We start from the raw sequence: 25,043 nt of genomic DNA on the forward strand, positions 1-25,043 counted from the left end.
AAATTATCCATATAAAAAAATCAATTCGACTATGGTCATTTATCGAAAATCATATAAAACAACTTTACGGGTAGCCCTATCGGTTGATATACATAGGTGAAAATAGTCATTTTTTTCGGCAAAATAATAGCAGATTCATACATGGTTATTTCCATTCCAATTATGTTGCCGTTCTATTTTCAATCCGTTAATTACTTATTATTAAAGAACTTATTATTATATATCCAAAAATTAACACGCAAGAAATATATCCATAAGTCACGGATTTAAATAAAGATTTCATAAAATACTTAGACACCCATTTCTCAAAAGTGTGATGAAACCCGATATAAAAAAACCTATTTTTGTTTAGTTTTGTTATCTCTAGCGTAGATGAATATCAGCACACTTTATGAAGATAAGAGGATAATGACTATGTGGAAGCGTTTACTTTTAGTGTCAGCTATTTCTGTCGCCATGTCTTCCGTGGCTTTTGCCGAGTCGTTAACCGTCGGTTTTTCTCAGGTTGGTTCTGAGTCTGGCTGGCGCGCGGCAGAGACCTCTGTGGCAAAAACGGAAGCACAGAAGCGCGGAATTACGTTAAAAATTGCCGACGGACAACAAAAACAGGAAAATCAGATTAAAGCGGTTCGTTCATTCATTGCCCAAGGTGTCGATGCAATATTTATCGCACCAGTGGTACAAACCGGCTGGGAACCCGTACTGGAAGAAGCCAAAAGCGCCAAGATACCCGTATTTTTACTGGATCGGGCTATCAAGGTAAGAGATAACTCCCTCTACTTAACGGTGGTGACTGCGGATAACGTTTACGAAGGTCAATTGATTGGTGATTGGCTGGTTAAAACTGTGGGTAAAAAACCTTGTAATGTGGTGGAATTACAAGGCACAGTCGGGGCCAGCGTGGCAATTGATCGTAAGAAAGGTTTTGCTGAGGCCATCGCTAAAGCGCCGAACATCAAAATCATTCGCTCACAATCCGGCGACTTTACTCGTAGCAAGGGTAAAGAAGTTATGGAAAGTTTCATAAAAGCAGAAAACAACGGTAAAAATATTTGCATGGTCTTTGCGCATAATGACGATATGGTTATTGGTGCCATTCAGGCGATAAAAGAAGCTGGATTGAAACCGGGTAAGGATATTCTTACCGGCTCTATAGACGGCGTGCCAGATATCTATAAAGCGATGCTGGCAGGTGAAGCCAATGCTAATGTTGAGTTAACACCTAATATGGCTGGCCCGGCGTTTGATGCGTTGGAAAAATATAAAAAAGATGGCACCGTGCCACCTAAAATCATCAAGACAAAAACGACATTATTCCTCCCAGCAGATGCGCAAACCCAATTGGATCTGAAGAAAGGCATGGGTTATTGATAAACAGAATCTTCGAAGGCATTGATGTTGTTATCGTCGTCTCTTAGGGTTGAGCCTCATTCTCGGGACTCAACCTTTAAGGGACAACCCATAGGGTATGACACGAATACACTCCCGGGGCATGAGTCTCTGATAAGAATGTTGCCGCCGCACATGGCCACCCACGCCAGTTTTGGCACTGATAGTCGTTGGACAGATGCTTAACGGCATTGCCAAAACGGCTTTTTCAGCTGTGTTTTAGGAGCAATAACCGTGAGTACGAATGATAGTCAAGACGACGTATTACTCCGCGTGAACGGACTGAGTAAATCCTTCCCTGGCGTAAAGGCGTTGAGTGATGTGTCGTTAACGTTGCGACGTGGTGAGATCATGGCGCTATTAGGCGAGAACGGCGCGGGTAAATCCACGTTGATCAAGGCGTTGACCGGAGTTTATCAGCGTGATAGCGGTTCAGTTGTTCTTGATGGACAAGCAATTTATCCCAAGAATACCGCCCATGCGCAGTCTCTGGGTATCGGTACAGTTTATCAGGAAGTTAATCTACTACCTAACCTATCAGTGGCGGATAATCTGTTTATTGGCCGGGAGCCGAGGCGTTTTGGTTTTATTGACCGTAAAGAAATCAATCGACGCGCGGAAAAGCTGTTGGCCAGTTATGGATTTGCATTGGATGTCACCGAACCGTTAGGCCACTTCTCCGTGGCGATGCAGCAAATCGTGGCAATTTGCCGCGCAGTGGATCTCTCTGCCAAGGTGTTGATTCTGGATGAACCTACCGCCAGTCTGGACGCCAACGAAGTCGAGATGCTGTTTACCATCATGCGACAATTGCGCGATGGCGGTATTAGCCTGATCTTCGTCACCCACTTCCTCGACCAGGTTTATAAGATCACTGATCGTATTACGGTACTGCGTAACGGCGAATTTGTCGGTACCCGTTATACCCGTGAACTTCCTCAAATTGAGCTGATTAAAATGATGCTGGGCCGGGAGTTGGGTGAACATGCGCTGCAGCGCGCTGGCCGGACTCTGCATAGTGATAAGCCTGTTGTGGCCTTTGAAGGTTATGGCAAAAAAAATGTTATTGCACCATTTGATTTGGAGGTCCGTCCAGGGGAGATCGTCGGCCTTGCCGGGCTATTAGGATCGGGCAGAACCGAAACGGCGGAAGTGATTTTTGGCATTCGCGCGGCGGATTCCGGCACCGCCTGGATTAAGGGCAAAAAGCAGGTTATACGCTCGCCAAACAAAGCGTCGAAGCTGGGGTTGGGATTTTGTCCAGAAGATCGAAAAACCGATGGCATTATTGCCGCCGCATCGGTGCGGGAAAATATTATGTTGGCCTTGCAGGTTCAACGTGGATGGCTACGCCCCCTATCACGTAAGGAGCAAAATGCTATTGCCGAGCGTTTTATCCGACAACTGGATATTCGCACCCCGAGCGCCGAGCAGCCCGTTGAGTTCCTCTCGGGCGGCAATCAACAAAAGGTGCTGCTCTCCCGCTGGCTGTTGACCAAACCGCAGTTCTTGATCCTTGATGAGCCTACGCGCGGCATTGATGTGGGTGCCCACGCTGAGATTATTCGTTTAATCGAATCCTTGTGTGCCAACGGGCTCGCCCTGCTGGTTATTTCATCTGAGCTTGAGGAATTGGTGGGTTATGCCGACCGCGTGATTATTCTGCGCGATAGAAAACACATCGCGGCATTACCGCTCGATAAATTGTCCGTGAGCGCGATTATGAATGCCATTGCTGCCTAAGGAGCGTGAAAGTTATGTCTGGTTCAACGTCACCCGAAACTAAAGTTGTCGTCACCAGGCGCTGGCCGAGAGGCATGCCGCAGTTGGCCGCGCTGGTGGTAGTGTTAGTGGTTGACAGCATTGTCGCCAATAATTTCTTTTCAATCCACATCCAGGATGGCCGGTTGTTTGGCAGCGTAATCGATATATTGAACCGTTGTGCCCCGGTGGCGCTACTGGCTATCGGTATGACCTTGGTGATTGCCACCGGCGGTATCGATCTTTCCGTGGGTGCGGTGATGGCGATAGCCGGCGCGGTGACCGCAACGTTGACCGTGCAGGGATACAGCTTGCCAGTCATTATCTTGGCAACGCTGGGCGTAGGGATGCTCTCCGGATTGTGGAACGGTATCTTGGTGGCTTTGCTGAAAATACAGCCTTTTGTGGCCACGCTGATATTGATGGTTGCCGGGCGGGGAGTGGCCCAACTGATTACCAAGGGCCAAATAGTCACGTTCAATAATCCATCTTTGTCCTGGTTCGGTAGCGGGTCGTTACTCTTTTTCCCGGTGCCGGTATTTATTACTATTATTACGCTGCTTCTGGTGTGGCTGTTGACGCGTAAAACCGCTCTGGGATTGTTTATCGAAGCCGTGGGGATCAATATTCGCGCGGCCAAGAACGCCGGTGTGCAAACACGGGCTATCGTCATGTCGACCTATATTCTGAGCGGGTTATGTGCCGCTATCGCCGGACTTATTGTGACCGCTGATATCCGCGGGGCGGACGCCAACAATGCTGGCCTTTGGCTGGAGATGGATGCCATCCTGGCGGTAGTCATTGGCGGCGCTTCGCTGATGGGTGGCCGATTCAATCTTTTTCTTTCGATTTTGGGGGCGCTGATTATACAGGGAATGAATACCGGTATTTTACTGTCGGGCTTCCAGCCAGAATTAAATCAGGTGGTCAAGGCAGTCGTGGTGCTTTGCGTATTGGTAATGCAGTCATCCATATTTATCGCGTATATTCGCAGGAGTCGCCATCATGCTTAAGCGCAACCTTCCCCTGGTTATCACCATTGCGGTGTTTATCATCGGCTATCTGTTCTGCCTAAGCCGGTTTCCTGGCTTCGCCTCCAGCCGCATCATATGCAATATTCTCACCGATAACGCCTTCCTTGGTATTATCGCGGTGGGCATGACGTTTGTGGTGATTTCTGGCGGTATCGACCTCTCGGTGGGATCCGTTATCGCGTTTACCGGCGTTTTCCTGGCGCGCATGATTGGCGATTATCACTTATCGCCATTGCTGGCGTTTCCGTTAGTGTTAATCATGGGCTGTGGTTTCGGTGCTTTTATGGGCTGGTTAATTGACACGCTGAAAATTCCGGCTTTCATCATTACCCTGGCCGGTATGTTTTTTCTGCGTGGTGCCAGTTATTTGGTATCGGAAGAGTCACTACCGATTGATCATCCAATCTATCAAACGCTATCGGGCCTGGCCTGGCAAATGCCCGGCGGTGGCCGCCTAAGTGCCATGGGGGTATTGATGCTGCTGGTGATGGCCTTTGGCATCCTGCTGGCCCGCTACACGCGGTTTGGTAGCCAGGTCTACGCCATTGGCGGTAACGCCACGGCGGCCAATCTGATGGGGGTATCGACCCGCAGCACCACTATCCGTATCTATATGTTGTCCACCGGTCTGGCGACGTTGGCCGGCATCGTCTTTTCCATTTATACCTCGGCCGGATATGCATTGGCCGGCATGGGCGTGGAATTGGATGCCATCGCGTCAGTGGTCATCGGCGGTACACTGCTGAGCGGCGGCATTGGCACGGTTTTCGGCACCTTATTCGGCGTGATGATCCAAGGTTTGATCCAAACGTATATTAATTTTGACGGAACCCTCAGCTCTTGGTGGACCAAAATCGTCATCGGTATCCTACTGTTTGCGTTTATTGCCCTACAGCGGTTACTGAACTCCCTGTGGGAGAATAAACAGAGTGCGAAGGTCACATCAATTCCGGTTCCGTCTTCTTCGCGGCCTACATAACCGGGGTTTTTAACAGTTGCCGAATCAGGGTGCGTTGGTCGCTATTTTGTAACCATACTGCATAAAGGGGGCGGACTACCGGCGGTATGTCGGTCACGATAGCCAGTTCAGGATAGAGTTCGGCCCAATGGCTCGGTAAAAAAACGCATGCCTGGGTGATCGGCAGCAGACTGCGGGCCAATAATGCGGACGTGGTGCTCATCAACGGCAAGGGATGGCCTACCAGCAGGCGACTTTCATGGGTATGAAAGTCAGCCCCCCATTCTAGGCGAATATAGGGCCGCTCACCCTCGTTGGGCGGTGCCGATGCACTAAACAGCGATACGGTAAAGTTACCCAACAGCTGGCAGGTTAACTCCTCCATTTTTGGTGCTTCGGTGGTGATCAGCAAATCTAATTGCCGTTCATGGAGTTGGTTAATCAGTGCATGACGCAAGGCAATCCGGGCCTCAAGCTGCAGTTCAGGACGCTGCTGGTATAATAATTGTAACCATTGCCCAAGCCATGCTTCCCACAGCGACGCGGTGGCACCAACGGATAATGGATTGTGTTGCAGCGATCGCGTGACGTCTTTTTTGGCTAATTGCCAGGTGGACATCAGGTTTTCCGCATAAGGCAGTAGCCGCTCTCCGGCGGGCGTCAGGCGTATATTATTGCGGTGGCGGGTGAATAAACTCATCCCGAGTTGCGTTTCTAATTGGCGGATGCGGAAGCTTACCGCTGACTGCGTCAGATAGAGTGCTTCCGCCGCGCGGCCAAAGTGTCGCGTCCTGCTAACTTCCAAAAAGGTTTTCAGTAATTCCGTGTCCAAGGCCATCTCCAAAAAATTTCATCGTAACGATTTAAATGTTTTGTTTTACAGAAAGTCAAGCCTATCTAATACTCCGCGCCATAAACAGTACGGCTTATGAAAGGATGGGGAGCGCTTAATATGGCGGACAGCTTTTCTACTACCAATCGTTATTTCGATAACAAGAACTACCCGCGTGGGTTTTCCCGGCACGGACACTTCACCATTCGGGAAGCTCTATTGCTCGAACGTTGCGGTCATGCCTACAACGATCTGGATAGCGGCAAACGTGCACCGGTAACCGAAGAAGAGCAACAATTCGTGTCCGTGTGTCACGGCCAACGTGAACCTTCTACGGAACATGAAAAGGTGTGGTTTAAATACATCGAGCATATTCGCCGCCCCAAGCGTTTTCATACGCTATCAGGCGGGAAACCGCAAATGGATGTGGTTGAAGATTACAGCGATAACGAAGATTAGTCCTGACTTGGGGCGTTAGCCCCAAGTTATTCCATTTGCCGCCAAAGCTGTTGCAGCAAACGATCGATACAACGATAACTCACGGCCTCGGCCAAATGGCATCGTTGTATATCTGAGACCCCCGCGAGATCGGCCAGCGTGCGCGCAACTTTAAGCGTCCGATGCCACGCCCTGACCGACAGTCCCAACTGCTCCATTACCGATTCCAGAAAAATGGCATCAGACTCGCTCAATCGACAATACCGAGCCACCTCCTGATTATTCAGATGCGCATTGATGACAGATCCACGCTGGAGCTGACGTTCACGCGCGGCTTGTACCCTGGCCCTGACCGTTGCGCTGGATTCACCTGACGGGCATTGGTGACGCAACATACCCGGCGGCAGTAGCGGCACGTCAATGGACATATCAAAACGATCGAGAAACGGCCCGGAGAGCCGGTTCAGATAACGTAAGGTTTGTTGCGGGCCGCTGCGGCTATGCACACCCTTATAATCGCCAGAAGGACTGGGATTCATGGCACCCACCAGTTGAAAACGCGCCGGATAACGTACCTTGGCCTGCGCCCGCGCAATAATGATCTCCCCCGCTTCCAGCGGTTCGCGCAGTGCATCGAGCACCCTGCGCTGAAATTCGGGCAATTCATCAAGAAACAATACGCCGTTATGGGCCAAGGAAATTTCTCCCGGTCGGGGAAGGACTCCTCCACCGACCAGCGCTGCCATCGAGGCACTGTGATGAGGGGCGCGAAACGGCCTTTGGCGCCACTGTGTGAGTGCGGCGTTGGGGTTTGCCAGGCTAATGAGCGACGCGGTCTCTATGGCCTCCATATCGCCCAGGGGCGGCATTATACCGGGTAAACGGCTAGCCAACATGGTTTTACCGGTACCCGGAGGACCGAGCAGCAGCAGGTTATGACCGCCGGCAGCAGCAATCTCCAGCGCGCGTTTCGCCTGCTGTTGACCGGTGATATCGCTAAGATCGGCGCCGCCATATTCCAGCAATGGGGTGCCAAGCGCAGCAACCGTTTCAAGTTCGGCCTGATTTTGCACAAAGCGACAGACCTGACGTAAATCGTTGGCTACCATCACACCGCTGTCCGCCACCAGGCTGACTTCGGTGCGGTTGTGGGTAGGAATGACCAGCCGGCGTCCGGCGAGCGCCGATTGCAGCGCTGCGGGGATGGCACCCTGTATCGGTCGCAGCTCACCCGATAGCGCCAGTTCGCCGAGAAATTCATAATCCGACAGTTTTTGCGCGGGCAGTTGCTCGGACGCGGCCAATATCGCCAGGGCGATGGGTAAATCATAGCGGCCACCTTCTTTAGGTAAATCCGCCGGTGCCAGGCTTACGGTAATGCGCCGGGCCGGAAAGTCGAAACCATTATTGAGCAACGCGCTGCGCACCCGGTCGCGTGCGCCCTTTACCGTAGCGTCGGGCAGACCCACAAGAGTAAATCCCGGCAGGCCCTTACTGATATGGGCCTCTACGGCGATTGACGGCGCTTGAATACCAATTGACGCACGGGTATAAATCACCGCCAGCGACATATTTCCCTCTCTTAGTCGGATTGATTAAACGCTTTATCATGCCCGTTCTGTTTTTATTGCGCCCGGTAAGCGCTGCGCTTCTGGCACCGGCGCATAAAAAAATATCTGGATGTCAGACATTTGCTTTTTTTCTGCGATCACGTTCCCGGTATGTTGTGGAGTTGGCGGAGTACATGGCTATTTTTCGTGGAACAATGAAAAAAAATCATAATCAAGCAAATTATTGATTATATTGGGTATTAGTGTTTTAATGTCAGGGGTAATGTGAGGCTGTTTTAAAAAACATTGTCAGCAAGCCTGAAACTGTGATAACTCTGTAGGTATTCATTCGACGAGAAGTAATGAAAATCTATTTATGAATGCTTTTGTTCAAGTGCTAAGCCTAGTCGTGATTAGTGTGGTGGTGATTATAATCCCACCGTGCGGGGCAGCACTTGGACGAAGAAAAGCTTATTAAACAAGCTTAAATCTCAAGAAAACCCCCGCACCGAAAGGTCGGGGGTTTTTTTTTGCTACTTTTCAAGACCAGTAAGATAAGTAATGAATAAGGAACATAAAATGGATAACAGCATAAAATCCTGTTCTCACCGCAGACCGGCGGGGAACTGACTATGAATGGTGCTCAGTGGGTAGTACAAGCGTTGCGTGCACAGGGTGTGGACATGGTTTTCGGCTATCCCGGCGGGGCGATAATGCCGGTGTACGATGCACTCTATGATGGCGGCGTGGAACATTTGCTATGCCGGCATGAACAAGGCGCGGCCATGGCGGCAATTGGCTACGCACGGGCTACTGGTAAAGTCGGCGTCTGTATCGCAACGTCAGGACCGGGGGCGACCAATTTGATCACCGGCCTGGCTGATGCTCTGCTGGATTCTGTTCCTTTGGTGGCAATCACCGGTCAGGTGGGGTCGGCGCTTATCGGTACCGATGCGTTTCAGGAAATCGATGTGCTGGGGTTATCCCTGGCCTGTACTAAACACAGTTTCTTGGTCGAGAGCCTAGAGGAACTGCCGGCGATCATGACCGAAGCCTTCGCCATTGCCAGTAGCGGACGGCCGGGGCCGGTGTTGATCGATATTCCTAAAGACATACAGCTCGCCACGGGCGATCTGAGTCCACATTTGGTCAGTATCGACGATCAGCTTGGTGTCATCCAAGGGGATGTGGCGGCAGCCCGCGAGCTATTGCGTGTAGCGCGCAAACCCATGTTATATGTTGGCGGCGGCGTGGGCATGGCGCGCGCAGTACCGGCGTTGCGAGACTTTATCGCCCGTACCGGCATCCCTAGCGTGGCAACCCTTAAAGGTCTGGGCGCGCCGGATCGAGACGATGTCTGTTATCTGGGCATGCTGGGAATGCATGGCAACCAAGCGGCGAATTTAGCCGTGCAGTCCTGCGATCTGCTGATGGCGGTGGGTGCCCGTTTCGACGATCGGGTCACCGGCAAACTCAATGCGTTTGCGCCGCACGCGAAAGTGATTCATTTGGATATCGACCCGGCGGAGTTAGGTAAATTGCGCCAGGCCCACGTTGCTTTGCAAGGGGATTTAAACCGGATATTGCCGGCCTTGGCACAGGATTTGTCTCTGGATGACTGGCGAATCGAGACCCAAGCGCTGAAAGCGGAATACCAATGGCGTTATGACCACCCCGGTTCGGCCATTTACGCACCGGCATTATTGCGGGCGCTGTCACAGCGCGCGCCGGCGGATTCGGTGGTCACCACCGATGTTGGCCAGCATCAGATGTGGGCCGCCCAGCATATGAGTTTTAGCCGCCCTGAGAACTTTATCACCTCTAGCGGTTTGGGTTCGATGGGATTTGGTGTGCCGGCAGCGGTAGGCGCACAGGTTGCGCGTCCCGATGATACCGTAATCTGTGTTTCCGGCGACGGTTCATTTATGATGAACGTCCAGGAATTGACGACGATTAAGCGAAAACGGTTGCCGTTAAAAATTGTATTAATGGATAATCAGCGATTAGGCATGGTTCGACAGTGGCAGCAATTATTTTTTGATGAACGTTATAGCGAAACCACTCTTACCGACAACCCCGATTTTCTCATCCTGGCCAGCGCATTTGATATCCCCGGCCAACGAATAACCCGAAAAGACCAGATTGACAGCGCCCTTGAGACCATGTTTAACCATCAGGGTCCTTACCTGCTGCATGTCTCCATCGACGAATACGAAAATGTCTGGCCACTGGTGCCACCCGGCGCCGGCAATGAAACCATGCTGGAGAAATTATCATGATGCAACATCAGCTTTCCATTGAGGCGCGTTCCCGCCCGGAAATCCTTGAACGTGTTTTGCGTGTGGTGCGCCACCGCGGTTTTCGTGTTTGTGCGTTAAATATGGCACCGCAAACCAATCCGGAATGTATAAATATTCAATTGACCGTTGCAAGCCTGCGCCCAGTCGATTTACTGTCTTCACAATTAAGTAAACTGATGGATGTCGCCTGTGTCGAGATCCAGCAACTAACATCACAACAAATACGCGCCTAAGGCACAAGTAAGGAAAAGAAAATGACGACGAAGAAAGCTGATTTTATTTGGTTCAACGGCGAGATGGTTCCATGGGCGGATGCTAAAGTCCATGTTATGTCCCATGCGCTGCATTATGGATCGTCAGTCTTCGAAGGTGTGCGTTGCTATGACTCGCATAAAGGGCCGGTGGTATTCCGCCATCGTGAACATATGCAGCGCCTGCGCGATTCCGCAAAAATCTATCGTATGCCGGTTACCCAGAGCGTGGATGATTTGATGGAAGCCTGTCGGGCGGTGCTGCGCAAGAATAAACTGGTCAGCGCCTATATCCGCCCGCTGGTGTTTGTCGGAGATGTGGGTATGGGCGTGAATCCGCCGCCGGATTACACTACCGACGTCATTATCGCTGCATTTCCGTGGGGCGCATACCTGGGTGAAGATGCCCTGGATCAGGGCATTGACGCCATGGTCTCATCCTGGAACCGCGTGGCGGCCAATACCATTCCGACTGCGGCCAAGGCTGGGGGCAACTACCTCTCTTCCATGCTGGTGGGCAGCGAGGCGCGCCGTCATGGTTATCAAGAAGGCATTGCGCTGGATGTCCACGGCTACGTTTCCGAAGGGGCCGGGGAGAACCTGTTTGAGGTGAAAGAAGGTATCTTGTTCACGCCGCCGTTTACCTCGTCAGCTCTGCCGGGGATCACCCGGGACGCGATCATTAAGCTGGCGAAAGACGCGGGTATCGAAGTGCGCGAACAGGTGTTATCCCGTGAATCGCTCTATCTGGCCGATGAAGTCTTTATGTCCGGCACGGCGGCGGAAATTACCCCGGTGCGTAGTGTCGATGGCATCCAGGTCGGGATTGGCCGTTGTGGTCCCATGACCAAACAGCTACAGCAAGCATTTTTCGGTCTGTTTACTGGTGAAACCGCAGATAAATGGGGCTGGTTGGATCCGGTCAACAACTAAAATAGACTTTATAACGCAGCGGGTGGCGTACGTCGCCCGCCGAAAAGATCAACTGGAGTATTGAGCATGCCTAAGTACCGTTCCGCTACCACCACCCATGGCCGTAACATGGCTGGCGCCCGTGCCTTATGGCGCGCCACAGGGATGACCGATGATGATTTCGACAAACCGATTATTGCCGTGGTGAACTCGTTTACCCAATTCGTGCCGGGCCATGTGCATCTGCGTGATTTGGGTAAATTGGTCGCCGAGCAAATTGAGGCCTCCGGTGGCGTGGCGAAAGAATTTAATACCATCGCAGTGGATGATGGTATCGCCATGGGGCATGGCGGCATGTTGTACTCCTTACCTTCGCGTGAGCTGATTGCTGATTCGGTGGAATACATGGTTAATGCCCATTGTGCCGATGCCATGGTGTGTATTTCCAATTGCGATAAAATCACCCCGGGCATGCTGATGGCGGCGCTGCGCCTGAATATTCCGGTGATCTTTGTCTCCGGCGGGCCGATGGAAGCCGGCAAAACCAAATTGTCGGATAAAATCATCAAGCTCGATTTGATCGACGCGATGATCCAGGGCGCTAATCCGAACGTATCCGATGCAGACAGTGAACAAATTGAACGCTCGGCCTGCCCCACTTGCGGATCCTGTTCAGGCATGTTTACCGCCAACTCCATGAACTGTTTGACTGAAGCCTTGGGTTTATCCCAACCGGGCAATGGTTCGCTGCTGGCGACTCACGCCGATCGGCGTCAACTGTTTCTCAACGCTGGCACGCGCATCGTTGAACTGACTAAACGTTATTATGAGCAGGATGATGAGAGCGCACTGCCGCGCAATATCGCCTGTAAGGCGGCATTTGAAAATGCCATGACGCTGGATATCGCCATGGGCGGATCCACCAATACCGTGCTGCATTTGCTGGCGGCGGCACAAGAAGGTGAAGTGGACTTCACCATGGCGGATATCGATGGTTTATCGCGCCGGGTCCCCCATTTGTGCAAAGTCGCGCCGAGTACGCCGAAATACCATATGGAAGATGTTCACCGCGCCGGTGGTGTATGGGGCATCCTGGGCGAGCTCGATCGTGCCGAACTGCTCAATCGCGACGTGACCAATATTCTCGGACTTAAACTGCCAGAGGCTCTCGCGCAGTATGATGTGATGGTAACCCATGATGATGCGGTGAAAAGCATGTACTCCGCGGGTCCGGCCGGCATTCGCACCACTAAAGCCTTCTCCCAGGATTGCCGCTGGCCTTCTCTGGATACCGATCGTAAAGAGGGCTGCATCCGTACGCGCGAATTCGCGTACAGCCAGGACGGCGGATTGGCGGTGTTGTATGGCAATATTGCCGAAGACGGCTGTATCGTTAAAACTGCAGGGGTAGATAAGGGCAGCCTGCTGTTCCGTGGGCCGGCCAAAGTCTATGAAAGCCAGGAAGACGCAACCGAAGCCATACTGGCCGGCAAGGTGGTGGCTGGCGACGTGGTGGTTATCCGTTATGAAGGACCAAAGGGCGGACCGGGTATGCAGGAAATGCTCTATCCCACCACCTACTTAAAATCCATGGGGCTGGGCAAACAGTGTGCATTGATCACTGATGGCCGTTTTTCCGGCGGCACGTCCGGTTTGTCTATCGGTCATGTTTCGCCAGAAGCCGCCAGCGGTGGTCTGATTGGTCTGGTGCGCGACGGCGATATTATTGGTATTGATATCACTGGGCGTGGGATAACGCTGGATGTCACCGATAAAGAGCTGTCGCGTCGTCGCGAAGCCGAACTGGCGCGTGGGGCAGCGGCCTGGACGCCAGTGAATCGAGAACGCCAGGTGTCCTTCGCTTTGCGTGCCTACGCACTATTGGCCACCAGTGCTGATAAGGGTGCGGTGCGCGACAAAAGTAAGCTGGGGGGCTAACCGGCCATGGCTGATTCGCAACCCTTGTCCGGGGCGCCTTGCGCTGCGGAGTATTTACGCGCCACCTTGTGTGCGCCGGTGTACGAGGTGGCGCAGGTTACGCCACTGGAACGTATGGATAAGATCTCCGCGCGCCTCGGCAATACCATCCTGGTAAAGCGGGAAGATCGTCAACAGGTGCACAGCTTTAAGCTGCGCGGTGCCTACGCGATGATATCCGGCTTAACCGAGGAACAAAAAAACCATGGCGTGGTGACGGCGTCGGCGGGTAATCACGCCCAGGGCGTGGCGCTGTCGGCCACCAAACTGGGTATTAAATCGTTGATTGTGATGCCGGTGGCGACGGCGGATATCAAAGTGGACGCCGTGCGTAGCTTTGGCGGCGAAGTCTTGCTCCACGGCGCCAATTTTGATGAGGCCAAAGCTAAAGCTATCGAACTGGCGCGGGATCATCATTACACCTTTGTTCCACCCTTCGACCACCCGGCGGTGATCGCTGGCCAGGGCACCCTGGCCATGGAACTGCTGCAGCAGGATGCGCATCTGGACCGGATCTTTGTCCCGGTGGGCGGCGGCGGTCTGGCGGCAGGCGTAGCGGTGCTGATTAAACACCTGATGCCACAAATCCAGGTGATCGGTGTAGAGGCGGAGGAATCAGCCTGCTTGTGCGCGGCGCTCAAAGCCGGTGAACCGGTGGATTTACCCCGGGTCGGTCTGTTTGCCGAAGGCGTGGCGGTAAGACGCATTGGTGATGAGACCTTCCGCTTGTGTCGCGAATACCTTGATGATGTGATCACGGTGGACAGCGACGCTATCTGTGCGGCGGTAAAGGACCTGTTTGAAGATGTGCGAGCCATTGCCGAGCCGTCCGGCGCGCTGGCGTTGGCCGGCATGAAAAAATACATTCAGCAGCACAATATCCAAGGCGAGCGGCTGGCTCATGTACTGTCCGGCGCCAATGTAAACTTTCATGGGTTGCGTTATATTTCGGAACGTTGTGAACTGGGCGAACAGCGCGAAGCGCTGATGGCGGTGACCATACCGGAACAGAAGGGCAGTTTCCTGAAATTTTGCCAACTGTTGGGGGGCCGGGCGGTAACCGAATTCAACTACCGTTATGCTGATGCGGATAATGCGTGTATTTTTGTCGGCATTCGCCTGACCCGTGGTAACGAGGAACGCGATGAGATCCTTACCGAACTTGGCGTCAACGGGTATCAGGTAGTGGATTTGTCCGATGACGAAATGGCCAAGCTGCATGTTCGTTATATGGTCGGTGGAAGACCGTCGAAGCCGCTGCATGAACGCCTCTACAGCTTTGAGTTTCCAGAATCACCCGGTGCCTTGCTGAAGTTTTTGCATACCCTGGGCACCTATTGGAATATCTCGCTATTCCACTATCGTAGCCACGGAACCGATTACGGCCGTGTATTGGCGGGGTTTGAGTTGTCCGGTCGGGAACCAGAGTTTGATAGTCACCTGTCGGCACTGGGTTATGAATGTCACGATGAAACCCAAAACCCGGCGTTTCGATTTTTTCTGCAAGGGTAAGGGGTTAACGATCGAGCAATTGCCAAAACGCGTCAATTAATGGCTCCTGCAGGCGTTTTCTCTGTACGCAAACCCCCAGCGCCAACGCCTCGACCACAGTGCCGTGCACCAGGGTCTGGATCCGGTTACGCACCGGTTCGGGGCTATTGTCCACCACCACTTCTGGAATCAGGGCGATGCCGCAGCCAAGCGCCACCATGGAAACAATGGCCTCGTGTCCGGCCACGGTGGCGTAAATCAGTGGATTGGTAATGTGGTTACTGCGAAACCAGTGATCAATCCGACGGCGTGCCGGGCCATGTTCCGGCAAAATAAACGGGGTATGCGACCAGTCAGGGTTTTCGGCCAGGGCCTGTGCGCGCACCGGGCAAGGCAGCGCGGGGGCGATGAGGATCATCGGGATGTCGCCGATTGGGGTAAAATCGATACTGGCCGGTAGCATTTCCGGGTGGCCGGCGATGCCCAGGTCCGCGTCATTAGTCTGCACTTTATCCACGGCGTCGGCCGCATCGCCGGTGGTCAGTTTGATTTCAACCAGGGGGTGCTCGGCACGAAAATGATCGAGTATGGGCGGTAAGTGGCTGTAGGCGGCAGTGACCGAGCAAAACAGCCGCAATTCGCCGCTCAACGAAGGACCATGCTGGCCAAGGCGATGGCGTAGCTGCTGGTATTGCAGTAATGTTTGTTGGGCAAAGGTTTTTAACTGTTCGCCAGCATCAGTTAATTGCACCGTGCGGTTATCACGTAAGAACAGTGTTTGTCCGACGTCCTCTTCCAAGCGTTGAATCTGACGCGACAGCGTGGAGGGACTGACATGGGTCGCTTTTGCGGTACGCCCGAAATGACGGCTTTCCGCCAGGTGAAGAAATAATTTCAGATCCCGTAGATCCATCGTACGTCGCCTCCAGCAAGCATTGCATAATATGCAACATCAGATTGTTAATATATCAATTTAAGCAACAACTTTCCTGCTATATAGTGGGGATCATAAACATTCCCGCGTAGTGGGAATACCGTACATCAGCGACAAAACACCCTATTTGGAGTCGTACCATGGCAAATTATTTCAACTCTTTAAACCTGCGCCAACAACTGGCGCAATTAGGTAAGTGCCGCTTTATGGCGCGGGATGAATTTACCGATGAAGCGGGCTATCTGAAAGGTAAAAAAGTGGTGATAATCGGCTGTGGTGCGCAGGGGCTGAACCAAGGTCTGAACATGCGTGACTCCGGCCTGGATATCTCTTATGCCCTACGCAAAGCAGCCATTGACGAAAAACGTCCGTCATGGCGCAAGGCCACGGAAAACGGCTTTAAGGTTGGCACCTATGAAGAACTGATCCCTGGAGCCGACCTGGTGGTGAACCTGACGCCGGATAAACAGCATTCAGTGGTGGTTCAGGCCGTGCAGCCGTTGATGAAAAAAGGCGCAGCACTGGGCTACTCCCATGGTTTTAATATCGTTGAAGTGGGTGAGCAAATTCGTAAGGATATTACGGTCATTATGGTTGCGCCGAAATGTCCGGGTACCGAAGTGCGCGAAGAGTACAAGCGTGGTTTTGGTGTGCCGACGCTGATTGCGGTCCACCCGGAAAATGATCCCCAGGGCGAAGGCATGGCGCTGGCAAAAGCGTGGGCCGCCGCCACCGGCGGTCATCGCGCCGGGGTATTGGAATCGTCCTTTGTGGCAGAAGTGAAATCCGACCTGATGGGTGAACAAACCATTTTATGCGGCATGTTACAAGCGGGTTCGCTGCTGTGTTATGACCAGCTGGTGGCGGATGGCGTCGATGCCGCTTATGCCGGCAAGCTGGTGCAGTTTGGCTGGGAAACCACGACCGAAGCGCTGAAACAGGGCGGCATTACGCTGATGATGGACCGGTTGTCCAATAGCGCCAAGCTGCGGGCTTTTGCCCTGTCTGAACAGTTGAAGACGCTGATGCGTCCGCTGTTTGAAAAACATATGGATGATATTATCACTGGCGCATTCTCCAGCGGCATGATGGCTGACTGGGCCAATGACGATGTAAAATTACTGACCTGGCGTGAAGAGACCGGTGCATCGGCATTTGAAAATGCCCCGGTGTTTGATGGCAAAATCAGTGAGCAAGACTATTTTGATCACAGCGTGTTGATGATTGCCATGGCCAAGGCTGGGGTAGAGTTGGCATTTGAGACCATGACGTGTTCTGGCATTATTGCTGAATCAGCCTATTACGAATCATTGCATGAGCTGCCGTTGATTGCCAATACCGTGGCCCGTAAGCGTTTGTATGAGATGAACGTGGTGATTTCCGATACGGCAGAATACGGAAATTATTTGTTTGCCAACGCCGCCGTACCCTTGCTGAAAGCACATTTTATGGACCAGTTGCAGCCGGGTGATTTGGGTAAATCGGCCCCTGCGGGCGCGATTGATAATGCGCAACTGCGTGATGTAAATGAGGCTATTCGCCATCATCCGATTGAAGTGATCGGGGCGACGTTGCGTGGTTATATGAAAGATATGAAGCGTATTGCGGTGGCGAACTGATGCGCTAAGCGCATTCGTTGTCAGGTGATATGAGGGCTCCCAGCAATGGGGGCTCTTTTTTTGTGCTACATCAGCAGAACGATAAAAATCCCCACCATTTTCTTTTGGTGAAGACATACTGCAGCATAATAGACTAAACATTCTGTCACTCCCGCATTGTGTGGAATGTTATTTCCGGTTAATAGTATCGAGGAAATAACCATATAAATCATTTGTTTCAACACCTGAGGCAGTACCTTTTAATCACTTATTGTGTCACGGACAATATGAAATTTTTGGATGTCACCTTGGCATCAGGCTTGATATAATAAGGTCGGATTAAAAAATATTTAAGCCCTCGCATAATGGCGTATTCCCTCCTGAAATTATTTTCCGACATCATTAATCCCTTGTTGGCCTGGATGAATTTTTTATCACTGAAATTATACCGCTCGCCGGTTTTTTTATCGTAAAAATCAATGCCAGTGATTAATGCCTCCTCAATAGGGGCGCTGCCGCCGACAATTTTTTTATCCGCTTTACCAGAAATAGATGTTACGGTTAATGGATGATGTTTATAGTAAATATGTAGCAGTTCATGATAAAGGCCAATGACCGGGTCTCGCTGCCGCCAGGGTTCTTTTTCCAGTTGAGACGCATCACCGATATATGTATTCGCGGGATCAAAGGCTATCGCCCCTCCGGCGCTGTTCTTGGCATAAAACCAGCCATCGTCTTCACGTTCGATAGCGCTCATGGAGGGCGGTTGAATGGTAAATTCCTTGTCCTTTAACGTCTCAATGAGCCGGTATCCGAGCACTGTTTTACTCAGCGTATCTAAAGTCCTCATGACATCAACAATAAATTTTTTATTGCCAGTAATATTGATACTGGTCACAGTAGTAATGCCTTCTGATGCCATTCTGTAATATCGAGAGCGACTTCCCGCGTACTGTGGAAGTGGGGTTATAGACAGATTGCTTAATATTTTGGCGATTTTATCCGTGATATCACGATCGGGTTGCATAAGGATGTGGTCCGAGATGATTTTATAAAAATAGGGTGTGTCTCTAAAAAATTTGTTAATGATATTCTCTTTGAAGCTTTCATTTTTTTGAATGGGTAACGCTACTTTTCTGATCCACTCTATCTGAACCAACATGTCGTCTGCAGCAAGTATGGATTTTTTTGGGAATATAAATGTATCTATAAAATCCAGTGCCAACGTGGTTATACGCCTGATAGGTCCGGCTTCAAATTTCTTATGTTTTTCATATGCTGAATAGAGTTCTTGAAAAAATTTTATAATCTGTCCATTTTTCAAGTGCCGTTCAGCATGGTTTAAATGCGAATTAATTATTTTACGCTGTCTGTTCATTTCTTTAAGATTTATGGCTTTTTTCTCGACCCCTTGCCCAGTCATTTCCTGTGGCAGACAAAACCGGCTTTTGTGGTAGTGCACCATCAGGGCAGACTGACCATCCGGGGTGACAAGGCGATAGCGATTGACGTTATGTTTATCCTGATAGACCCGCATAAAATTTCCCTTGATGCGCAAATAACTCTTCTGATCTCGCGTCCATTGCAAGCCACGGTCGTCCGGGGCGGATAACCGTGCTTGCGTAAGCCCCAGATCAACTATTTCTGGGGTGATGACCTCAATAAGCTTATTCGACAGGTGTGGCGAGTTTAGCTCTTGCTGCACTTGCCATTGTCCGTTGTTGACCGACAGGGCATAACCCATTGCAGGATGGCTATTTTGGAACATTTCATACTTCACCCCATGATTGGATGTGACTATTATTCTTACTGCCACGGGCGTGCCGGCAATCAGAACATAGCGTTGATAAACCGGTTGTGAAAACACGCCACTGAGCGTTTGCAGCTCATAAATTAGCGCCTGGTCGTAATAGTCGGGATTAAGGTTCGCCACCGGCGTACCGGCTTGGTTGGCCATAAGGTTAAATGCGCATTGTATGACCAGCTGTTGCTGCCGTTGTGACTGTTGTTCGGTTGTTAGCGCATTGTTCCATACGCCGGCGTGTTGGGAAGTCGGGGGCTTAATGTCCTCGGCCTGGTGACGGCCAGGAGGTATTGCTGGTGAGTGTTGCGCTAACGGCGAGTCTTTGGCGGTTTTTTGGTCAGGCTCACGTATCGGTTCATTCCCCTGATCCTTTATATGGCCAGTCTCTTTTACGTCGGTATTCACGCCTAGGCCGATCGTTCCCACCATCGCGACACCGCCGATAACCGTCAGCCCGGCGATGGGTTTAACCACACCGCCCGCCAACGTCCCCAAAAGGCTTGTTTCAGCTATGCTGGTGGCCGGCGAATCTGCCGATACCGCGGCAGACACCGCAGGCGCAGCATTCACTGTTTTCCCCTTGGCGGGATGAGGCTTGGGCGGTTTTATGACTGACACCGATGGCTTGATATTCTTCGCCTCGGTGTTAGCTGCACTTGCGCCGTTGTTTCTGACAGGGGAAGGTTGGAAAAAGTCATTCAGCGTCGGTGCGCTGGGGACTTGCCCCTCCGGCGCGGATAATGCTTGCTGAATTTCCTCATCAGCAAAAACAAAGTCATGTAGTGTGGGTGCTTTGGGTATCTTACCGCCCGGTAATCTTATTAATGTTGGTGCTCGTTTGCCGCTGCGTTGCACCCGATCCATCGCATCTGAGATAGGGTGCTGCGGGTTAGCCCTGGTTTTTCTTGCCCGTTGCGCGGCCGAGGATCCTTTTAGCGTGCCGGTGCCGGGGGTGTTACTTGTACTCGCGTTACCTTTGGTGGCATACCCGGTGCTTGGCGAAACCTCGCCTTTATTTTCCGTTGGTAAGAATGTGTGAGGAACATCATACGAAGGCGCCACTCCCGCAAGGGTATGCGTTAGATAAAGCCCGGCCACCGCCGCCTGTGGGAGTGATTTGATGCGCAATGTCTGCATGGCCATGCTGTCGCCCGACGTGGAATTGGCCTCAGTTATGCCTTGCGCTAATTGAAACAGCACCCTGCCGGCAGTCTGATACTCTTCTTCATGCGGTATCTCAATATTGTTCAGTGGAATATTGTGAGCCTGGATAAGTTTTTGAATTAATACGGGAATTAATGGTATGGAAATAATAATGTTGGTGGATAGTTTTTGACAAGCGAGCGAAAAATCATGCATGGTACAATTTCCTTAGAGAATAACCAAAGCATAACGGTTCGTAAGAACGGCTATTCCAGAGTAATAGAGGACAATGCTGCCATCAGCAGCAAATGGATGGTGGAAGCACAAAACCGTTGACTGTTCCGGCCAGACTTTCTGTTATGCACGAGAGAATAGCGACCGATTCGATTAAAGGCGTGTCTTTATCTTCAAATACTGTATTCAACTGTCGCAGGATGCGATCATCTCGGTGTATGGTGCTGTCACGTAGACATGTTGTGATGCGAGTGAATCGGGAAGGAAATGAACGTGATCACCGTACTAAAAAACGGGACCACGATACTGGCAGTGAGTTCAGCATCTTAATGCCAAATACCACCTGCAATAGTCGTCAAAAAAGCCCTATTCTAAATGGCGAGTTTGTGATAAAACACTACAGTCTGAATAAGGGACGTTATCCACGCACGTAAAATAATTGTGTCCTTTTATCGCCCTATTTTCAGCCATTGTCATTAACTCAATTCCGTTTGCGTGGTGTCTGTACTTATCGGTCACCCACAAAATATCAATTACCTGATTTTTTATGATCGGCGGTACATTGGCAAATAGTAGTTCCATATTCATTCTATTTTAAATGATATTCATTGAAATGAGTATTTTATTGGCAAAAAGAAATATTCATTCTGAAGTGTCAGCACCATACAGCTATTACATTAAATGTAAACAAAATTGAGTTATCACGCTAGAATCGAGAGAGACTTTTCGCTGGATCACCTTTCCGGACAGTGACCGAAGCCCGGATGTCGTCGTTTTGCCAACGTCACCTGTGTCGTTATCATTCCCTGATGTTCTCCGGCTTCAACATAAAATGATATTTTGCGCTTTCAACACTCCAATAAACGACTCCTGCAACCAGCAGCGAATTGATGGCGGGAACCCCAAAACCACTGACAGTTCCGGCCACAGTTCCTGTTATGCACGAAAGAATAGCCACCCAGCCGATTAACGGCGTGTTTTTATCTTCAGGTAAGGTCTGCGTCTGTCGTAGGAGGGGTAATCTGTGTGTATTCTGCTTTAGCGTAAAATAGCCGACAACCATTACACTGACTACTGGCGGGAAAATAATGCCAAGCAGGGTCAGAAAATCCACCAACCGGTCCAGAATTCCAAGTAAAGACAGCCCGGTCCCCGTTAGCCCAAGCATGATCGTGACAGTGGTGTAGCTGACTTTTTTGCCACTCAGTACGGCAATGGTGTTAGCAATCCCGAGCGACGAGGAATAAAGATTCAGGTCATTGACCCGTAATGTGGACACCACCACCGCCAGTAATCCAATGCCACCGGCAGTCTGAGTCATAATTGATACCACATCTTCTGTATTCAAGACCCGGGCCAGCACAATCGCCAGGCCATTAATCAGGTACTCACCGACAAGAGTCGTAAACAGTGTCATTGACAACACATGAGAGGATTTTTTCGCATAACGCGTAATATCCGGGGTCATCAGGGCGGCAACAATACAACCGCCCATAATGAGGGTGATGGCGTCCGGGATAGATAAAACATCCCCCTGTGGCACCGACCGCGCTGCGGTGATGATATTTTGCTGCGAAAGCATCTGGCAGGAAATGAAGGTGATCACCGCGACAAAAAGCGGAACTGCGATACAGGCAGTGATTTTCAGCGCCTTAATGCCGAAGGCCACCAGACATGTCAGCAATAACCCTGATACCGCAGCCGACAGGGCAAATCCCGGCACATCGCCCAGTGCATGGTTGATGCCCTTGGCAAATACGGCGTTTTGCACCCCGAACCAGCCTAACAGACTGACGGTTAACACCAGACTGACCAGTACCGATCCCATGCGCCCAAAACCTGACCAGCGTGCAAGCATGGTTCCACTTAATCCTTCTTGCATACCGGCAAAACCAAGGGCAAACGTCAGTGCGCCAAAAAACAAACTAGCGATAGTAATCGCAATAAACGCATCCAACAGGGTCATTGAATGGCCAAGGATGGCACCAAGCATAAACTGGTCGAGAGCGGTTAACATGCCGGCGTGAACCAGTGCGATACTCAGCAACGATAAACGGCATTGCGGTGGCACTCGGCCGGAAGCGTAATGTTCAGGTTGATTCATATAAATAGCAAACCGTTGCTTAAAATTGAAGCAGGGATGTGGCTATCCATTTCATTGTGAACATAAAGTTCACGTAATTGTTTTATATTAAAAATTGATTTTTTCTGGAACACAGAATGTAAGCGAGATTTTACTGTACTTGAAGAAATATGCAGGATATCTGAGATCTCGGTTCTTGTATATCCCTGAATAATTAACCAGATAACCTCATGCTCTTTTTCTGTGATGTCCTCTATGGCATGTGTAAAAACAGGTGGGGTGTTTTTTTTAAAGATAGCCAAGATTGGATTAACAACAGCGGCCGGTTTTGCATTCCAGATAATGCCGATACAGGTGTCGTGGTTATCATAAAGGGGTATTTTATCACTGATATAGGGGGTTGGCGTTGAACACCCGTTCCAGTGGTGTATTTCCAACACACTTACGCTCATTTTTTTACTCATAGTGAGTTGATCGTGTTTTATCAGGTCATCATGTAACTCATGCCATTGTGCCGGGAATTCAACATCCAGTTTTCCTTCGACAATGAAATTATCTGGTGTATTAGTGTATATTCTGGCAAGGGGGTTCAGATAGACATGACGTGATTCTGTATCCTTTATCCCCCAAGGTTCATTGAGGTTCTCAATTAATGCAATAGCATGGTCAAAGCCATTGGTAACGCGCATAGCAAAAAACCTGTTACTGGCGAAAAAATATACATAAATAGCGCCTAGAAAACGTACCGGCAAAGCCGTAAAAACGACCATATTCTGCATAACCGAGCTTGTTATAAAACCCTGCCGTCTGAAAATTAAAGGTATCTACGTAAGCGAAATGACATTTTTTGTTTATCGCCACTGCCTCAGCCCCAGCCATTGTCATCAACTTACGTCAGTTCCCCATGTGGATGTACTCATCCGCTAACCAAAAATGTTGGACCTCAAACCCGCACCACCAGATTTTGGCAATGATGCTATCTTCTATTTTACTCAATGGAGTTTTTACAACAATTTTAGTGAATTAACATCTGTTAACAATAATTGATGGCTATATTGTCGCTAACCACCAATTATTATATTCTATACAGGTTTATCAGGCATAGCGCTACATATTGATTTCATATATATCCCAAGAAAATGATTTTTCTAAAATGTTTATTTACTTAATATATTAAAATGATAATTATAAATAAAATATAACACGAAATTTTTCAATTTAATGTAAACGAAATTGAGTTTTTAGCCAGGCGTTATGGATGGTGTTCCCCTTGGTTCTAGTTATATTTAATTGTATTATTTTAAATTATATAAATATTTTTATACAAAACCTACGTTTTGCACCTTTTTTTTCGTATCATCGCCTGGCGGTCAATTAAATTACTATCGGGATCATAATAGCGACTCGGCCAGATTTCAGCAGGATGAAGGTTAAGCGCATCAGCTATCACAAATTCACCTTTTGGCCAAGGCCGTTCTATAGTATTGCCCAGTGTACCCGAACTTAAACCCGCCTGGCGGGATAACGCAGCCAAGGTGGTTCCTTGTTTTCGTATTGCCGCGATAATATCAGCCTTGTGCCAGTCTTGTTTCATTTTACCTGTCCCTTCTGCGGAAAGCTATAACCGCCTATGGATAAAAGTAACTCATTAATGAATGATCATGCTCATTTGCATGATCATAAATACCTTTTTATAAATAGAGATAAAGCTACTCTATTTATAAGATGACGGTATTGCTGATAGGTTATTTTGTAAACTAGCCTAAATGGATATTGACAATACATAAGAACATAGATATGTGGAAATAGTATCTTTATCTGTAACTTAATATTTATATAATTAATAATTTATCTGTCAATGTGATTTTTTTGTTTAAACATAACATAATTTAATTTGTGTTTTAAAATTTACACTTCAACGATAAATATTCAGTATAAATAAATATTTTTTTGTTGTAGCCTTCTGTTATTAACGCGGCTGTTAATAAGGATGCGCTATGCAGAGCAATGATATGAATTATTCAATCAATAAAGATTTGGATGTACATTCGAACACTTTTGGTGCTTTTATCTCTTATATGCAAAATAGTAATGAATATTGGTATATAAAAGATCACGAATCCAGAATTATTTTTATTAACGATTACGGGCTTCATTATAGTGGGCTGCCCAAAGGGTTTAATCCAGAAGGCAAGCTGGATCACGAGTGTCCGGTTTTTTGGTCTGAGGCTGCGGATGTGATACGGGCTAACGATAAAAATGTTATGGATAGCCAGAAAACTATTCCGACATTATTTAATGCAATATATGGCGGCAGAGAAAAACTGATCCAGCCCTTTATGGTAGAAGTGACT

Annotated in this window: 19 protein-coding genes and 1 pseudogene; 13 read left to right on the forward strand and 7 right to left on the reverse strand. The window is 49.7% G+C overall.

What is annotated here, in order from left to right; genetic code table 11:
• The first annotated feature begins 414 nt into the window (after window positions 1-414).
• The 4 genes from ytfQ to yjfF all read left to right on the forward strand — a co-directional run bounded on the left by ytfQ (window position 415) and on the right by yjfF (window position 5,163).
• Window positions 415-1,371: a galactofuranose ABC transporter, galactofuranose-binding protein YtfQ gene (gene ytfQ, locus SJI19_RS22925; RefSeq protein WP_323480573.1), complete on the forward strand. Its 957-nt coding sequence runs from the start codon at window positions 415-417 to the stop codon at window positions 1,369-1,371.
• A gap of 252 nt (window positions 1,372-1,623) precedes the next feature.
• Window positions 1,624-3,132, forward strand: a complete 1,509-nt coding sequence (ytfR, locus tag SJI19_RS22930) for a galactofuranose ABC transporter, ATP-binding protein YtfR (protein WP_323480574.1) — start codon at window positions 1,624-1,626, stop codon at window positions 3,130-3,132.
• Between the two features lie 14 nt (window positions 3,133-3,146).
• Entirely contained in the window at window positions 3,147-4,163 is a 1,017-nt protein-coding gene (gene ytfT / locus SJI19_RS22935) for a galactofuranose ABC transporter, ATP-binding protein YtfT (protein WP_323480575.1), read from the forward strand.
• Entirely contained in the window at window positions 4,156-5,163 is a 1,008-nt protein-coding gene (gene yjfF, locus SJI19_RS22940; RefSeq protein WP_323480576.1) for a galactofuranose ABC transporter, permease protein YjfF, read from the forward strand. The genes ytfT and yjfF overlap by 8 nt, the downstream gene beginning before the upstream one ends.
• Here yjfF and hdfR read toward each other — a convergent pair.
• On the reverse strand, window positions 5,156-5,974 hold the full coding sequence (gene hdfR / locus SJI19_RS22945) for an HTH-type transcriptional regulator HdfR (protein ID WP_323480577.1): 819 nt from the start codon (window positions 5,972-5,974) through the stop codon (window positions 5,156-5,158). The genes yjfF and hdfR overlap by 8 nt on opposite strands.
• A 120-nt stretch (window positions 5,975-6,094) precedes the next feature.
• Between hdfR and SJI19_RS22950 the strand changes: the two genes are divergently transcribed.
• On the forward strand, window positions 6,095-6,433 hold the full coding sequence (locus SJI19_RS22950; RefSeq protein ID WP_323480578.1) for a DUF413 domain-containing protein: 339 nt from the start codon (window positions 6,095-6,097) through the stop codon (window positions 6,431-6,433).
• Between the two features lie 26 nt (window positions 6,434-6,459).
• Here SJI19_RS22950 and SJI19_RS22955 read toward each other — a convergent pair whose 3' ends face one another.
• On the reverse strand, window positions 6,460-7,983 hold the full coding sequence (locus tag SJI19_RS22955) for a YifB family Mg chelatase-like AAA ATPase (RefSeq protein ID WP_323480579.1): 1,524 nt from the start codon (window positions 7,981-7,983) through the stop codon (window positions 6,460-6,462).
• A 355-nt stretch (window positions 7,984-8,338) separates the two neighbouring features.
• Between SJI19_RS22955 and ilvL the strand changes: the two genes are divergently transcribed.
• The 6 genes from ilvL to ilvA all read left to right on the forward strand — a co-directional run bounded on the left by ilvL (window position 8,339) and on the right by ilvA (window position 14,914).
• Complete coding sequence (ilvL, locus tag SJI19_RS22960) at window positions 8,339-8,440, forward strand: ilv operon leader peptide (RefSeq protein ID WP_323480580.1); 102 nt, start codon at window positions 8,339-8,341, stop codon at window positions 8,438-8,440.
• 154 nt (window positions 8,441-8,594) lie between these two features.
• On the forward strand, window positions 8,595-10,241 hold the full coding sequence (ilvG, locus tag SJI19_RS22965) for an acetolactate synthase 2 catalytic subunit (protein WP_323480581.1): 1,647 nt from the start codon (window positions 8,595-8,597) through the stop codon (window positions 10,239-10,241).
• Window positions 10,238-10,495, forward strand: coding sequence for an acetolactate synthase 2 small subunit (gene ilvM, locus SJI19_RS22970; RefSeq protein WP_323480582.1), 258 nt, complete (start codon window positions 10,238-10,240; stop codon window positions 10,493-10,495). Before ilvG ends, ilvM begins: the two co-directional genes overlap by 4 nt.
• A 21-nt stretch (window positions 10,496-10,516) precedes the next feature.
• Window positions 10,517-11,446 (forward strand): branched-chain amino acid transaminase, encoded by a 930-nt coding sequence (locus SJI19_RS22975; protein ID WP_323480583.1) that lies wholly within the window; start codon window positions 10,517-10,519, stop codon window positions 11,444-11,446.
• Between the two features lie 66 nt (window positions 11,447-11,512).
• Window positions 11,513-13,363, forward strand: coding sequence for a dihydroxy-acid dehydratase (gene ilvD / locus SJI19_RS22980; RefSeq protein ID WP_323480584.1), 1,851 nt, complete (start codon window positions 11,513-11,515; stop codon window positions 13,361-13,363).
• A gap of 6 nt (window positions 13,364-13,369) precedes the next feature.
• Entirely contained in the window at window positions 13,370-14,914 is a 1,545-nt protein-coding gene (ilvA, locus tag SJI19_RS22985) for a threonine ammonia-lyase, biosynthetic (RefSeq protein WP_323480585.1), read from the forward strand.
• 4 nt (window positions 14,915-14,918) lie between these two features.
• On the opposite strand, the gene ilvY is transcribed toward ilvA, so the two are convergent.
• Window positions 14,919-15,806: an HTH-type transcriptional activator IlvY gene (gene ilvY / locus SJI19_RS22990; protein ID WP_323480586.1), complete on the reverse strand. Its 888-nt coding sequence runs from the start codon at window positions 15,804-15,806 to the stop codon at window positions 14,919-14,921.
• Window positions 15,807-15,967: 161 nt separating this feature from the next.
• Here ilvY and ilvC point away from each other — a divergent pair, with 161 nt between their 5' ends.
• Window positions 15,968-17,446, forward strand: a complete 1,479-nt coding sequence (ilvC, locus tag SJI19_RS22995) for a ketol-acid reductoisomerase (protein ID WP_323480587.1) — start codon at window positions 15,968-15,970, stop codon at window positions 17,444-17,446.
• Between the two features lie 247 nt (window positions 17,447-17,693).
• Here ilvC and SJI19_RS23000 read toward each other — a convergent pair whose 3' ends face one another.
• From SJI19_RS23000 to SJI19_RS23015, 4 genes are all read right to left on the reverse strand, one after another.
• On the reverse strand, window positions 17,694-19,382 hold the full coding sequence (locus tag SJI19_RS23000) for a M91 family zinc metallopeptidase (protein ID WP_323480588.1): 1,689 nt from the start codon (window positions 19,380-19,382) through the stop codon (window positions 17,694-17,696).
• Window positions 19,383-21,405: 2,023 nt separating this feature from the next.
• The gene (locus SJI19_RS23005; RefSeq protein WP_323480589.1) at window positions 21,406-22,710 is read right to left on the reverse strand and encodes a cytosine permease; all 1,305 of its coding nucleotides are present in this window, start codon (window positions 22,708-22,710) and stop codon (window positions 21,406-21,408) included.
• Window positions 22,707-23,468: a PAS and helix-turn-helix domain-containing protein gene (locus SJI19_RS23010; RefSeq protein ID WP_323480590.1), complete on the reverse strand. Its 762-nt coding sequence runs from the start codon at window positions 23,466-23,468 to the stop codon at window positions 22,707-22,709. The genes SJI19_RS23005 and SJI19_RS23010 overlap by 4 nt, the downstream gene beginning before the upstream one ends.
• 551 nt (window positions 23,469-24,019) lie before the next feature.
• Window positions 24,020-24,283, reverse strand: a complete 264-nt coding sequence (locus tag SJI19_RS23015; RefSeq protein WP_323480591.1) for a helix-turn-helix transcriptional regulator — start codon at window positions 24,281-24,283, stop codon at window positions 24,020-24,022.
• 403 nt (window positions 24,284-24,686) lie between these two features.
• Here SJI19_RS23015 and SJI19_RS23020 point away from each other — a divergent pair.
• Window positions 24,687-25,043 (forward strand): annotated as a pseudogene (locus tag SJI19_RS23020) (helix-turn-helix transcriptional regulator); the annotation flags it as partial.

The sequence above is a fragment of the Acerihabitans sp. TG2 genome, from assembly GCF_035013185.1.
Lineage (GTDB): Bacteria > Pseudomonadota > Gammaproteobacteria > Enterobacterales > Enterobacteriaceae > Acerihabitans.